General features: G+C 59.5%; 12 protein-coding genes. 8 read left to right on the top strand and 4 right to left on the bottom strand.

Annotated elements, in window-relative coordinates; genetic code table 11:
* The first annotated feature begins 50 nt into the window (after positions 1-50).
* Positions 51-1,157, top strand: coding sequence for a porin (locus NCS28_RS31385; protein WP_250517811.1), 1,107 nt, complete (start codon positions 51-53; stop codon positions 1,155-1,157).
* 494 nt (positions 1,158-1,651) lie between these two features.
* On the opposite strand, the gene NCS28_RS31380 is transcribed toward NCS28_RS31385, so the two are convergent.
* On the bottom strand, positions 1,652-2,812 hold the full coding sequence (locus NCS28_RS31380) for an IS30 family transposase (RefSeq protein WP_250517674.1): 1,161 nt from the start codon (positions 2,810-2,812) through the stop codon (positions 1,652-1,654).
* A 441-nt stretch (positions 2,813-3,253) separates the two neighbouring features.
* Complete coding sequence (locus NCS28_RS31375) at positions 3,254-4,174, bottom strand: LysR family transcriptional regulator (protein ID WP_250517673.1); 921 nt, start codon at positions 4,172-4,174, stop codon at positions 3,254-3,256.
* Between the two features lie 103 nt (positions 4,175-4,277).
* On the opposite strand from NCS28_RS31375, the gene NCS28_RS31370 reads away from it, so the two are divergent.
* The 6 genes from NCS28_RS31370 to NCS28_RS31345 all read left to right on the top strand — a co-directional run bounded on the left by NCS28_RS31370 (position 4,278) and on the right by NCS28_RS31345 (position 11,426).
* Positions 4,278-5,720: an aldehyde dehydrogenase family protein gene (locus NCS28_RS31370; protein WP_250517672.1), complete on the top strand. Its 1,443-nt coding sequence runs from the start codon at positions 4,278-4,280 to the stop codon at positions 5,718-5,720.
* 35 nt (positions 5,721-5,755) lie between these two features.
* On the top strand, positions 5,756-6,784 hold the full coding sequence (locus NCS28_RS31365; protein ID WP_250517671.1) for a dipeptidase: 1,029 nt from the start codon (positions 5,756-5,758) through the stop codon (positions 6,782-6,784).
* 92 nt (positions 6,785-6,876) lie between these two features.
* Positions 6,877-8,433: a BCCT family transporter gene (locus NCS28_RS31360; RefSeq protein ID WP_250517670.1), complete on the top strand. Its 1,557-nt coding sequence runs from the start codon at positions 6,877-6,879 to the stop codon at positions 8,431-8,433.
* The gene (locus NCS28_RS31355) at positions 8,430-10,208 is read left to right on the top strand and encodes a hypothetical protein (protein WP_250517669.1); all 1,779 of its coding nucleotides are present in this window, start codon (positions 8,430-8,432) and stop codon (positions 10,206-10,208) included. Before NCS28_RS31360 ends, NCS28_RS31355 begins: the two co-directional genes overlap by 4 nt.
* A 2-nt stretch (positions 10,209-10,210) precedes the next feature.
* Positions 10,211-10,945: a DUF3726 domain-containing protein gene (locus tag NCS28_RS31350; protein ID WP_250517810.1), complete on the top strand. Its 735-nt coding sequence runs from the start codon at positions 10,211-10,213 to the stop codon at positions 10,943-10,945.
* On the top strand, positions 10,932-11,426 hold the full coding sequence (locus NCS28_RS31345) for a RidA family protein (protein WP_250517668.1): 495 nt from the start codon (positions 10,932-10,934) through the stop codon (positions 11,424-11,426). Before NCS28_RS31350 ends, NCS28_RS31345 begins: the two co-directional genes overlap by 14 nt.
* Positions 11,427-11,868: 442 nt before the next feature.
* Here the strand turns inward: NCS28_RS31345 and NCS28_RS31340 are convergent, their stop codons facing one another.
* Together NCS28_RS31340 and NCS28_RS31335 are read right to left on the bottom strand one after the other, a co-directional pair.
* Complete coding sequence (locus NCS28_RS31340) at positions 11,869-12,354, bottom strand: tRNA lysidine(34) synthetase (protein ID WP_250517667.1); 486 nt, start codon at positions 12,352-12,354, stop codon at positions 11,869-11,871.
* Positions 12,355-12,589: 235 nt separating this feature from the next.
* Positions 12,590-12,991 (bottom strand): hypothetical protein, encoded by a 402-nt coding sequence (locus tag NCS28_RS31335; RefSeq protein WP_250517666.1) that lies wholly within the window; start codon positions 12,989-12,991, stop codon positions 12,590-12,592.
* A gap of 82 nt (positions 12,992-13,073) precedes the next feature.
* Between NCS28_RS31335 and NCS28_RS31330 the strand changes: the two genes are divergently transcribed.
* Positions 13,074-13,379 carry an H-NS histone family protein gene (locus tag NCS28_RS31330; RefSeq protein ID WP_250517665.1) on the top strand — a complete coding sequence of 102 codons (306 nt, stop codon included), beginning with the start codon at positions 13,074-13,076 and terminating at the stop codon, positions 13,377-13,379.
* The last annotated feature ends 507 nt before the right edge of the window (positions 13,380-13,886 follow it).

The following is a 13,886-nucleotide window of genomic DNA, read 5'->3' as shown; positions in this document are numbered from 1 at the left end:
AGGGGAAGTTAGTCTCGGCTTTGATCGTAATCGGGTTCAATTCTTCTGCAATGATTCCAGGCTTGGCAAGCGCTCAGTCTGCCGTCACGCTCTACGGTGCGCTGGATGAAGGCATCGACTACGTCAACAACAGTGGCGGCAAATACCTCGTGCGCATGCGCGATGGCACGTACGACGGTATGTACGGCAGCCGCTGGGGACTCAAAGGCGAAGAAGACTTGGGCGGCGGCCTGAAAGCACTGTTCAAACTAGAGTCGGGCTTCAGCATCGAAAACGGTCAGTCGCGTCAGGGCGGCCGACTTTTCGGTCGCCAGGCGTACGTTGGCATCGCGGATCAACGTTTCGGCATGGTTACGCTCGGCCGACAATACGACTCGGTCGTCGATTATATTCAACCGGTAGCCGCTTCCGGGCAGTTTGGCGGCCCGTTCCTGCATGCCGGCGATATCGACAATACGGATAACTCGTTCCGTGTCGACAACGCAATCAAGTACACGTCTCCATCCATTGCTGGTCTAACTTTCGGCGGAATGTACTCGTTCACTAACACGAATACGCCCGGTCGTGGCACGACCGGCATGTGGAGCGTCGGAGCAAATTTCACGTACTCGGGATTGAATCTTGCCGGTGCGTACTTCTACGCGAAGAATCTGGCTCAGCTCTTTACCGACGGCAACTTCATTGCCAACACGACTGGCACGGCAATCGGCGCAAGCGGACCCTTCAGTTATGTCGGGAATCCGCAGAGTGAGCAGATCATCGGCGGAGGCGGCAGTTACAACTTTGGCAAAGCCGCGGTGGGGCTCGATTACACCAATACGAAGTTCTATCAAGCCAATGGAACGAGCAGCTCGGTTGTCTTCGACAACTACGAAGCATGGGCAAAATACAACATCACGCCGGCCGCGATGGTTGGTGCTGCCTACGTATACACGCACGGTAAGGTCAACTACAACGGCGACGCGCCGAAATATCATCAGGTCGGGCTGACCGGCAGCTACTCCCTATCAAAGCGCACGACGCTGTACGCGATGGGTGCGTTCCAGAAGGCGGCAGGATCGGCCACGCGAGCGGACATCTTCGATTTCGCGATCGCGGACGCGTCGACGACCAACAAGCAGTTGATGTTCCGTTTGGGCATCTCGCATCTTTTCTGATAGCCGAAATCGTGAGCACGCGGGCAGACTCGACGTCCTCCCGTAACAAAGAGCTGGCCTGAGCGAATAAACCATGCATTGACGTACGCAGGTCGACTCAGGCTGGCCCGTCCTGCCTTGACCGGTCCGGGGCCATTCCGATCGCTTTAATAGCTGCAGTCGGTACGGCGATGTCACAAGGAACGCCTCGCCATCTGCAGTCAACTGTTCTGCCATTTGAAGAGACAACGCGTGAAAAGCGAGGGTGATCGGGATATAGACCTCTCACAAAGGTTCCTTGAACGGCTGCTGCGGTTCCGAGACCGGCCGTCCGGCACGCCAAAGACAGAGTGGCTGTTTAGGGCCGGGAGTGCGCACTGCCGACTGGCCGCTTCGGGGCCGCAGAAATCGGTGACCGCTTCCGAGCAATTAGTTCGGGAAACCGAATGACGCGGACCGACCCACTGCGGCCGGTTGACCTAGCGCGACATATACGGCGGCTTTCAAGGGCGGATTCAACCGGTCGATGCAATAGTTTGCTGAAATCGCTCGGCTGGCGTTTCGTAACCCAAGGTCTTTCTTGGGCGCTCGTTCAGCCGCCGCGCCACGGCGTTGAGTTTGGCTTGTGAGTATATTGACAGGTCGGTACCTTTTGGAAAGTACTGGCGTAGTAGCCCATTCGTGTTCTCATTTGATCCGCGCTGCCATGGATGCTGGGGATCACAGAAGTAGACCTGTATGTCAGTGGCCACGGTGAAACGTTTGTGCCCGGCCATCTCAGTTCCCCGATCCCATGTCAGCGACTTATACAGTTCCTGTGGCAGCTTGCAGGCGTGTTTGATGAGTGCATTAATGACCGTCTCACTGTCCTTATTGGTTATCCTGACCAGCATGACGTAGCGCGTTTGACGTTCGACGAGGGTCGCAATCTGGCTGCTGGAGCTACCGCACAGGAGATCACCTTCCCAATGGCCTGGTACCGCGCGATCCTCCACGCTCGCGGGGCGCTCGCTGATCGGTACCGTGTCGCGAATCCTTCCGTGATCTTCGGTCTTGAGTGTGTGATGGCGAGAGCGGCGCATGGCACGGGTACGCCGCAAATGCTCCAGCAACTCTTTTTTCAGAGCACCGCGGGCCTGTATGAAGAGACTACGATAAATGGTCTCGTGAGACACGTGGTTATCCTCGTCATCTGGATACGCTCGCCTGAGCCATCCCGCAATCTGCTGCGGTGACCACTGCAACTGGAGCTTGCCGGCGACGATTTGTGCCAGCATCCTGTGCTGAACCAGTTTACAGGCTTTAGGACGCGCCGCACGGTCCCATGCGAACTGATCGGCGCGGCTTGCTCGATAGCCTTCCGGTCCGCTGTTACGTTTGATCTCACGACAGATGGTCGACGGCGCTCGTGAAAGTCGCCTTGCAATGGCCTGAATCGAATCATCAGCCACAAGCCCGCGCGATATCTCCTCGCGCTCCTCCAGTGTCAACGCCAGTTTCGATCGATGCCTTTGTGGTGGCTGGATCCCGCCTGTCTCAGCGAGAATCCCCTGCACCGACGAGTGGTTTCGGTCGAAAAGCTGAGCAATCTTCTGCAGGGATTCGCCTTTGCGCCAACGCTCCCACATCAGCGCCTTCTGCGTCTCACTGTAGTAAATCCGGCGTCGCTGTTTCATCGCAACACTCCCGCCGCTTGCGCAGCGTTTATTGTGTTGCATCGACCGGTTGAATCCGCCAGGTACAACGGACGTTCGTTTAGTCGCATGGGACAAGGGGGTTCGGCCGGTGCCGACACTCAGGCATCGTCGCCGGAGAGGCCGCTACATGTTCCTTTCCTGACGTTCGCACGGGCAGCGCGAATTAAGCTCCCGCCGCAAGCATATGCGAAGTTTCACCCCCTGAACGGACTGCGGGCCGGGTACAACCTAATCGACAGCTTCAAAGTGTAGTCATTGATTCTTTCGCATCACTCGGGGGGCATCGACAGATGCGATCGCAGGAGAAGTCGAGTGCTCCTTCTCAATCCGTGTTTATCTCCGCGGCTAGCAAGCGATAGAACTCAACGACTGAAATCGCTCAGATGAGCTTGATCTCTTGATCTCACACGCAACAAAGACTCAATCGGGAAGCAACAGCCGCACAAGTTCCGGAAACCGGGACGTGTTGATATCCTCGACGAAACTCGCCCGCAGCGCATCCGCTGCCGGACTGAGCGATCTTCCCGCAAGTTCGACAAATCCCACGGTGCGCTCGATGCGCGGCGCGTCGAGCGGGATGAAGCGCAGCGTGTCACGATAACGTTGCTTCGCAAGATAAGGCAGCACGGTGAGCCCGACGCCGCTTTCCACCGCGGCCAGCAGTGTGGTTGTATTGGCGATGAAGATTTCGTCCTGTTGGGCCGCTGCTTCACGCACTGCGGAAGGCAAAGCGCGCATTGTGCCGTTGCCGATCAGCCGATACCCCGACAGATCGCTCCATTCGACCCGGCGTTGCCTGAAAAGCGCGTGTCCGGAATTCACGACCACGCACATGACGTCTGCGATCAGCGGCATGAAGCTCAACGCCGATTCGGACTCGGAGGCACTCGCAATGCCGAAATCGATCGCGCCGGAGCGCACGCGGTCGTGGATGTAAGCGGCCGTGCCATCTTCGACATGAAGTTGGATGCCCGGATAGCGTGCGGTAAACCGGCTGATCGCGCGCGGCAGCATTTCGTGAGCAACCGACGGCACGGCGGCGACCCGCACGCTGCCGCCACGCACTCGCGCGACGTCGATGGCGGCGGCGATCGTGCGTTCGTAGTGCTCGATGAGTTTCCTCGCTTCGCCATAGAGCACGGAGCCGAACGGTGTCGGCGTCGCATGGCTGCCCTTTTCAAAGAGCGGTGCGCCAAGCGCGGTTTCCAGTTCCTTGATGGATAGCGACAGCGCCGGCTGGCTGCGGAACACGGCCTTCGCCGCGGCCTTGAAGCCGCCATGCTCGACGACAGAAACGAAGTGCCGCAACTGCGCGATCTTTACATCCGGGAACCGGTCCATGGCTTAAATAAGCTTTGCAAATAAATTTATCAAAACAATTGGTTTTGATTATTTTACAGCTATTTCTAGAATCGGCCTCATGTCAAACGCATAGAGATCGACGATGAATCCTCAGACTTTTTCGAACTGGATCGACGGCCATTGGGTGGCCGGCGAAACGGTTGTCGAGAACCGCAGTCCGTCCGACACGGACGACCTGATCGGCTGCTACACGCAGGCAACCAGCGGCCAGGTGCATGCGGCCATTGCAGCGGCGGCCGTCGCGCAACCCGTCTGGGCGGCAACTGGACTCGAAAAGCGGCACGACGTGCTGCGGGCTATCGGCGACGAACTGATCGCACGAAGTCAGGAACTGGGGCGGCTGCTGGCGCGCGAAGAGGGCAAGACGCTCGCGGAAGGCGTCGGCGAAGTCTATCGTTCAGGACAGTTCTTCCATTACTTCGCCGCCGAGGTGCTCCGTCAGTTAGGCGGCAAGGCCGATTCGGTCCGCGCGGGCATCGAGATCGATATCCAGCGCGAGGCGCTCGGGGTCGTCGGCGTGATCACGCCGTGGAATTTCCCCATGGCGACCGCGAGCTGGAAAATCGCACCCGCGCTCGCGTTCGGTAATGCGGTGCTGTTCAAGCCAGCCAATCTGACGCCCGCCAGTGCCTGGGCGCTCACGGAAATCATCAGCCGCCAGGCGTTGCCTGCCGGCACCTTCAACCTGCTGATGGGCGCGGGCGCATCGGTTGGCAACGAGCTTGCTGCTTCCCAATCGGTCAACGGTATTTCCTTTACCGGCTCGGTGGACACCGGCCGGCGCCTCGCGGGCGTCGCCGCGCCGAATCTCATCAAGCTACAGATGGAGATGGGCAGCAAGAATGCGCTCGTGGTGCTCGACGATGCGGACCTCGACCTCGCCGTCGAATGCGCGTTTCAGGGCGCCTATTCGGGTACGGGGCAGAAATGCACAGCCTCGTCGCGGCTGGTGGTGACACACGCGGTGCACCGGCCGTTCGTCGAGCGGCTCACCGCAAAACTGCGCAGCGTGAAGGTGGGACGCTCGCTCGACGACGGCGTGCAGATGGGTCCGGTGGTCGATGCCCGCCAACTCGAACAGAATCTTCGGTACATCGAGATCGGCAAGCGCGAAGGCGCGCGGCTCGTGCATGGCGGTGAGCATCTCGCGCAGCCAGAATGCGCGTACTGCATGTCGCCGGCCTTGTTCGACGATGGCCGCAACGACATGCAACTCAATCGCGACGAAGTGTTCGGCCCGATTGCCTGCGTGATCCCTGTGCGCGACTACGACGAGGCGCTGGCGGTTTCGAACGATACGCCCTTCGGTCTGACGGCGGGCATCGTCACGCAATCGCTCAAGCACGCCACGCATTTTCGTCGTAACGCCCAGGCCGGCTGTGTGATGGTGAATCTGCCGACGGCGGGAACCGACTATCACGTGCCATTCGGCGGTCGCAAGTCTTCGAGCTACGGCCCGCGCGAGCAGGGTCCCAATGCAGCTGAGTTCTATACGACGCTGAAGACTTCTTACACGCGCGCCTGAACGGACGGGGAAACGCCATGAGCCTCCATAACGCTTTGCTTGTCATCGACGGCACGCAGTACTCGAACTGGAACCGGCAGATCTTTGAAGAGATGCGTGCCGGCGGAGTAGCCGCGGTCAATGCAACGATTGTCTACTGGGAGAATGCACGCGAAACGCTGTCGCGTATCGCCGAGTGGAACTCACTTTATGAGCGCCACGGCGATCTCGTGATGCCGGCGCGCACGATGGACGACGCGGTACGCGCAAAGCGCGAGGGCAAGATCGCGATTCTCTATGGATTGCAAAACTGTTCGCCGATCGAGGACGATATCGGTCTCGTCGAAGTGTTCCGCGACCTCGGCGTGCGCACCATGCAACTGACGTACAACAACCAGAGTCTGCTTGCGACAGGCTGCTATGAGTCGTCCGATAGCGGTGTCACGCGGTTTGGCCGCGTGGTGATCGAGGAAATGAACCGCGTTGGCATGATCGTCGATATGTCGCACAGTGCCGAGCGCTCCACCCTTGAGGCGATCGAGATTTCCGCGCAGCCGATTGTGATCAGCCACGCGAATCCGAGCTTTTTTCACGAAGCCAAACGCAACAAATCGGACCACGTATTGCGTGCACTCGCGTCGCGCGGCGGCTTGGCCGGATTCAGCCTTTATCCCTTTCATCTGAAGAACGGCAGCCGTTGCACCGCCGGCGAATTCACCGACATGGTGGCGCGGACCGTCGATCTGATCGGTATTGACCACGTTGGCATCGGTAGCGATCTGTGTCAGGGGCAGCCGTATAGCGTGCTTGAGTGGATGCGCAATGGCCGCTGGAGCAAGGAGACGGATTTTGGCGAAGGCAGCGCGAGCAATGCCGCATGGCCCGAGCCGGTCAGCTGGTTCCGGTCGAGCGCGGACTTTCCAAGCCTGACGGCCGCGCTGGAGCACGCAGGTTTTGCCGACGCCGACATCGCGAAGATCATGGGCGGCAACTGGATGCGGATTCTGCGTGACGCGGAAAACAGCCGTTACGCGAGTACGCCCGAGACAGGTACGGCGCAACGCTGCGCAGTGGCCATGTCCTAGCCGCACCGCTGCCTCGTCACATCAATTCAAACGGTGCCGCCTTCATACAACAACGTACCGGCGCCATAACGATTTATCCTCCTGGAGGAGACATGGAAATTCCAACTACGGCAAGCATTGCAGCCAAAGGTCATGCAGTGGCTCATCGCAAAGGAAGCATCGACTGGCCCATTTTCTGGATCAGCGGCGGCTTCTTCCTGCTGTTCCTGATCGCTGCGCTGGTCAATCTGCCCTGGCTAACCACGGCGGTGGACACGGCTTTCACCTGGGCCACAAGAGGGTTCGGGCTCTACTGGCAAGTGCTGATGCTCGCCACCTTCGCGGTCAGTCTCGGCATCGCGTTTTCGAAGCTCGGGCGTGTGAAACTCGGTGGCATCGCGCAAAAACCGTCCAATTCGACGTTCAACTGGGTGGTGATCATCATGTGCGCGCTGCTGGCCGGCGGCGGTGCTTTCTGGGCAGCCGCCGAGCCCTTGATGCATTTCGTCAATCCGCCGCCCTTTTACGGCGTGCCAGGCAAGTCCGACGCGGGCGGTGTCGCGGCGCTTGCGCAGTCCTTCCTGCACTGGGGCTTTCTCGCGTGGGCCGTGCTGGGCAGTCTGCTGAGTATCGTGTTGATGCATTTGCATTACGACAAGGGCTTGCCGCTTGCGCCGCGTACCTTGCTGTATCCGTTGTTCGGCGCACGGGCTCTCAAAGGGCCGATTGCAGCGATAGCCGATGCAACGTCGATCATTGCGGTTGCCGCGGGGACAATTGGACCGATCGGCTTTCTCGGTCTGCAGATTGCCTACGTGCTCCATTCCGTCTGGAACGTACCCGACACGATCACCACGCAGGCGCTCGTCATTCTTGCAGTCACGGCGATCTTCACGGCGGCTTGCATTGCCGGCCTCGAAGGGCTGCGTTTTGTCTGCAAGATCCACGTGTGGCTGATGCTCGGACTCGCTGCATTCCTTTATGCATTCGGGCCGACCGAATTTCTGACTACGGTCTTTTTCAAGGCGTTCGCCACGCACATCGTCGATTTCGCGCAAACCGCCATGTATCGCGGCGATGGCAAGTGGCTCAATTCATGGACGCTCTTCTACTGGGGCTGGTTTATTGGCTACGCGCCGATCATGGCGATCTACGTCGCGAAAGTATCGCGCGGCCGCACGATCCGCGAAGTGGTGGTGCTGTTGTCGGTCGCGGCGCCGCTGATCACGATGCTGTGGTTCACGCTGGTCGGCGGCACCGGAATCGGTCTCGAACTGAAGTCGCCTGGCGTGGTAATCGGCCATGGCACGCAACCCGAGGCGCTGCTGTTAGGCGTTGCTCAGGCGATGCCGTTGCGTAACCTGATTTCCGCGTTGTTTCTGTTTCTCAGCTTCTTCTCGGTGGTGACGAACGGCGGTTCGATGGCCTACACCATCGCGATGGCGGTGACCGGCGATCGCGGCGAGCCTGGCAACTGGTTGAAGATTTTCTGGGCGGTCGGCATGGGTCTGGTGGGCGCCGTGTTGATTACGATGGGTGCCGGCGGCGTGAGCGCGCTACAGTCGTTCATTGTGATTACGGCCGTGCCTGTGTCGATCATCATTCTGCCTTCGTTGTGGGACGCGGTTCGTATCGCCCGCACGATGGCCGCAGAACAAGGAGTGAAATGATGGCGCACGACGCGATCATGGAAGAACAGCGCGAGAATCTTGCGGGACTCGGCGAACCTGTGGACGCCGCGGTGCATCCCAGCGCACCGCTGCGCAGTCCCGACATCACGAACCGCATCGAACGGCTCGGCGCGATGCACGGTACCCGTCTGAGCTTCGTGCGTTCGCTCGTGCGGCGGATGGCGCACGACAACTGGCGGGTCCGCGTCACACGCATGGATCTCGATGACAACGGCTACGGTGTCTGCATCTATACCATCGAAGCCTATGGCGAGCGCTACAGTCAGGTGATTTTCTCGCAGCATCTCGACGACGCCGAGCGGACCGACCGGGTCATCGCCCAGAAGTGGGACTTTACCTCAGCGCTGATCAGCGGCATCCCCAATGCCGCCGACATCGATTACTTGCGCGGGAATGTACCGTTGCAGGAAGCGGGACGTCTGCGTGCAAACGACCTGGTCCTGTGCCGCGCGAACAAGAGCGTGCGCAACTTTAGCTATGTGGCGGAATGCCTTGCCGCGGGCAGGCAACCGGATCCCGCCATGTTCGAAAGGGTCGGCTATCTGATCCGGACGACCGCGGTATACGGCAACGGAAAATTCGGCATTGCGGACTATCCGCGGCTCGTCGACAGCCAGGCATTCAATCTTGGGTTCTCCGCGCAGATGTGCGCCGTATTCGTGCTGCGTGACTTCAGCGTGCGGCTTGTCGAGCACGTTGCGGCGCGACGCAATCCGCGTGCAGCGGTCAAACTGGCGCACAGCTTTCGGCGCTATCTCGGGGTGGGCAATGCAACCGGTCTTGGCATGGCGCCCTTTCTCGTGCGTCATCCGATTCAGGTCGATCAGTGGATACGAGCACGCGAGACCGCGCTTGCTCGCGTGTTAGGCGTTGAATCAGTCGAACCAGCTACATTCGGACGCTGTATGCGACTGATCGCGCGTGCGGCACGCCACGTTTCGCAAGTTCACACCGATCATCCACAGGAAGCGGCCCGCAATGCACTAATTCTTGCAGAGTTGCCACGGTTGGAGCGTGAACTGCAGATACGTTACGAACGAAAGGACACGTTCCGCTGGAGCGAGCTGTTTGCGTGGGCGGCCCATGCGCTTTCCTGTGCGACGCAGGAAGTCCTCGTCACTGTGTTGCTCGAGCTTTATCCGGCCCTGGTGGATTCGATTGAGTGTGCGGCGCCGGTAGATGAGGTGCTAACACTCGATCTGGACATGTCCGTTGGCGAATTGCTCAAGATTGTCGAACAGGATTACCGATGGGTATTTGAACAGTCGGAAGTGCAACGTGACGACGATCACTTCTTCTGGTACCGGTCAGCGGAAAAGGAAGAGCCGCGGCTTGGCGTGCGTGCCGAGGAGCGAGGGGCAGAGCGGGAGGTGCCACTGGATATTGCGCGTCAGGTGCTGCGCCTGCACACGAAACTGAAAGCGGAAGTGGACGGCCTACGCACTGTGGCGGAGTTTGTCGGCGAGACGCCTGAGCATCGCGCCATCGTGCGGCGAATTCAGGCGCTCGCATCGCACGCTTACGGCGAAATCCGTCACAACCTGCTGGCGCGAGACATGCTGCCGATCGATCTGATGCGAGCCAAGCTGTCCATGTTCGGTGCGAGCAAGTTCGATCCCAAGTCGAATCTTTGGGTTCGGGTCACGCTCTTTCAGGGAGCCCCGACACTCGATGATCTGTCGCCGGAGATGGTCGACGATTGGGCGTTTCCGTGTGTGCCGGGCGGCAACGAAGTAGGGGGGGCTTTAACGTGAAAATGGCAATCAACGAATTGAGCTCACTGTGCCGTAGCGCGCTGGAAGGCAGCGGCTGGGCGCAAGGCGATTATGAGGACGCTGCGCAAGCTGCGGTATGGCTGCAAGCGATGGACTTCGACGGCATGGATGCAATCGGCGCGCTGCTAGGCGCCGCGCGGCAGGAAGCATATTGCGTCGAGCCGGTGCTGGCGGACACGCGGCGCACAGGCGTACAGGGAACCACCTCCTGTGCGGGGCTCGCTGGCTGCCTGCTTGCATTTGAGTTGGCGTGGGCGCGGGCGACGCAGGCCGGCGTGGGCACCGTGCGGGTGTCCAATGCGTTGTCACCGCGTTTGGCTCTGTATGGGCTGAAGGTCATGTGCGAGCGCGGCCGCCGGTTCGATCTTTCGTGGACAGACGCTGCAGGCCGGCATTTCGCCACCGCTTCCGGACACGACGAGTATCCAGACTACCTGGGTTTCAGCGCCGGGGCAGCCACTACGGCGCCGGAACTCACGGTTTGCTGCAGGGTGGACGAGGCGGCATCGAAGGCATCGCCTGACTGGGACGTACCGCTCGCCGGAGCAATCGATCAGGCGGAACTGGAGGCGCGCTATCGCGATGCCTTGTGGCGCGGTATCGAGGTCCATGCTTCGCATCTTGACCGGTTGGTTGAGTGGAAGGACAAGGTGCTTGTTCCAGCCACGCAGGCGTCGCGAGAACACGGTGCAGGAGGCGCGGATGACGGATTCTAGGGTGCACGCGGAACGTGATCGTAACGTCAATGATGTCAGCGTAATCAGGACTGGTTTGCCGCAAAGCGCCACGCAGCTTTTCGAATGGGCGGTTCTCAGCAACGGCACGCTCTATACGGCGCAGATACCGGTGGGTGCCGATGGTGCTGTCGTTGCGGGAGGTATCGAGAAGCAGACACAGCAGGTCTTCGAAAATTTGAGGCAGACGCTGGCCTCGGCCGGCGCGTCATATCGTGACGTCGCGCAGATTCTCATCTATGTGACGGATCGAGCGTGGTTGCCGGCCGTCAACGCGGTGTATCGAGAGCATTTCTCGGCGCCGTTTCCAAACCGCGCATCGTTCGTCGTGGCCGGCCTTGCTCGTGAGGATATGTTGATAGAAATCGTGGCGTATGCCTGCGCGACACCGCAGTCGCGCGCGAGGCTCATAGCGAATAGAGAGGACGTATCGGCAGAAGCTGGGGCAGGACGTTCGACGTAGGGAGGCGTGAACGCCCGAAATTCGCATGATAGCCGTCTCACCAACGCCGATATCTGAATGTCAGCAAAGGCCGATGACCGAGCGTTCGTCCTCTGCGATTGGATGGCCGGTTACGGGGTGAAGCCGACGCTTGAACGTCCGAGCGACGACGCATGTTAGCGGCGGCTTGTGGCCGCGTAGAGGCAATGCCACCTGCGATCTGCGCGCCGAAGACCAGCCATTGAGCGTGGGCGGACGAGGCCTTGGAGATCCGCATTGGATGGTGACCCCGACCGAACGCTCGTGGCCGCCCTGAGACCTGCGACGTGACCAGGACCTGCGCCGCAGCGCTTGCCGCCCGCGTAACAGCTGTCAACAAAACGCGCCGTCCGATCGCGTTGAATGAAGGTTGTTGACCGTTTTCAGTTCCTCGCAAGCATCGGAACCTTCAAGTCCCCGTGTGTCACCGTGCAGCCCGGTCGTTTACTCTCGCGCGGTCACCGTAACTGGTGCAAAAGCGCATCGAAGGCGTGCTCCACGGCAGGATCAGCCGAACGCACGAGAGATCGCGGTATCGCTCGACGTTGTTTGACCAGCGTTTCTCCCATCTGGCCAGCATGTCGCCGGCTTGCCGACGGACGGTCAGCAGTTCCCAGCCAAGGTGGGCGGCCAGCCGTTCGCACGCCGGGCCGCTGTCCTTCCACTCCACTCGGCCGAGGTCCGAATGGACGAGGATACGCGGTCCGTTGTGGCCGATGGTGTCAAGATGGCGGGCGACAGCGAGCGCACAGGCGACACTGTCCTTGCCTCCGCTCACGCCTATAGCGACAACAGCATCGGTCGCCAGCAGCGCCGATACCTCAGGCGTTATTGCAACGTCACGGGCACGCGCTGGAAGGTAGGAGTTTGAACGGTTGCGAAGCGAGGACAGGTCGATGGTCTGGAGCATGGTCGAAGAAGAATCGAGGTAGGTGATCCATCTTCGCAGCTACAGCGCAAAGTCAAGCTGGGCGGGGCTTTGAGATGAGCTCACGAGAAAAAGGCCCGCATCGCGGCGACGACAGCGCGACAGAAAAGTGATGTATCCAACAGTTTGTTTCTATTTGTCAGTCTATACACGCGTACAAATGAGTCTCTTTGCTGAGGCGGCTTAGCCGCACGACACCTGACGAAAATCCCGGGCTTTAAACCCCCGGGATTTTTTTTCGCAAATCGAAGGCATCAAGGTCGGGTGCGGGAAGCGTTTCATTGGGTGGAACTCCCAGCAACTTCAAAGCGTGCATAATGGCGGCAGATTCTCGGGTAAAATTGAGCGTGAAGGTTTCGCCTTCCATTGTGACTTGCGCGCCAGAATGAACGCTCAAAGTGTGCAGAGCTATGTTGAGTACGCGGGCGATTTCTCCATCGCTCGTCTTTTCGTCAAAATTCGGATTCATAGCTGCCCGCTGGGCTTGGCTCTTCTGTGAGAAGCAGGCGCCGTGCCGGGCGGGAAGGAACGCCTCACGTGCTTCGTGCTCGAACAATTCTTTTAGGGCTGGGTTCGGAGCGGGTTTTCTCTCGCACGCGCCGCGAAGCGAAGCGAACAAGAGCGACTGGCGGACAATGGTCTATAACCCGAAAGAGTTTAGACGGATCAAATAGCGAATAGGCGAAACGAACGAATAAGCAATGGCGTATACGAACTCAGAAATAACGCAGCTCCTTCAAAAACAAGGCGCACTGGATAACGCGATCGCCGAGGCTCGCGAAAAAGAAACGAGGCTTGTCTTGATCGAGATGGTGCAAAAGATGCGCGAATACGACATCAGCCTGAATGAATTGATGGGTCGAACGCTGGGTGAAAGGCCGACGGCGGCTCTCCCAAAGTATCGCGATCCTGTGACCGGCGCGACATGGAGCGGCCGCGGGCGGGTGCCGCAGTGGATCGCGGGCCTCGATCGAGATCGATTCCTGACGAACGGTGGCAAACCCTGACGGGCTAGTTCAAGTGGCGTCGTTCCCAAAAGCGCGTTGACCGCAGTCGGTTCCGAGGCTTGATGCATCAAGACAAGGTGATCCGGCCGCCCCCTGCGCCCCACGAATCGATGTCAGCAGCTGGGACCCCGAGCGTACCGCGTCGTTGCCGGTTGGAGCTTGAAGCAGGCCCCTTATTGAAACAGTCTTGTTTCACCTGCGTTGATTGCGCCTTCTGCCAGCCCGTGCATCATCCTTGAACCAATTATCTTGGGAAGGTCGGGCAATAGCTCCTTTTTAAGCTCAAGAACGCCCCTAGCGATGTCACGACCATCGCCTTCGAGAAAACGACCTTTCGAGGCTGAACCACATCAGGGTGACGTCGGACCACTCGTCGCTTTCATAGCTTTTGCTCGAGGTGACTGCGATGACTCGACCGATTCTAGAAGACGAAGGTCACCTTCCCTGGAGAGCCTGGGAAGATGCGGGCCTTGCCGATCGCGAGTGACAGGTGCCGCGCGTCTTTCG

It is taken from the genome of Caballeronia sp. INDeC2, assembly GCF_023631325.1.
GTDB lineage: Bacteria > Pseudomonadota > Gammaproteobacteria > Burkholderiales > Burkholderiaceae > Caballeronia.
This window is presented reverse-complemented; position numbering and strand designations above follow the sequence as displayed.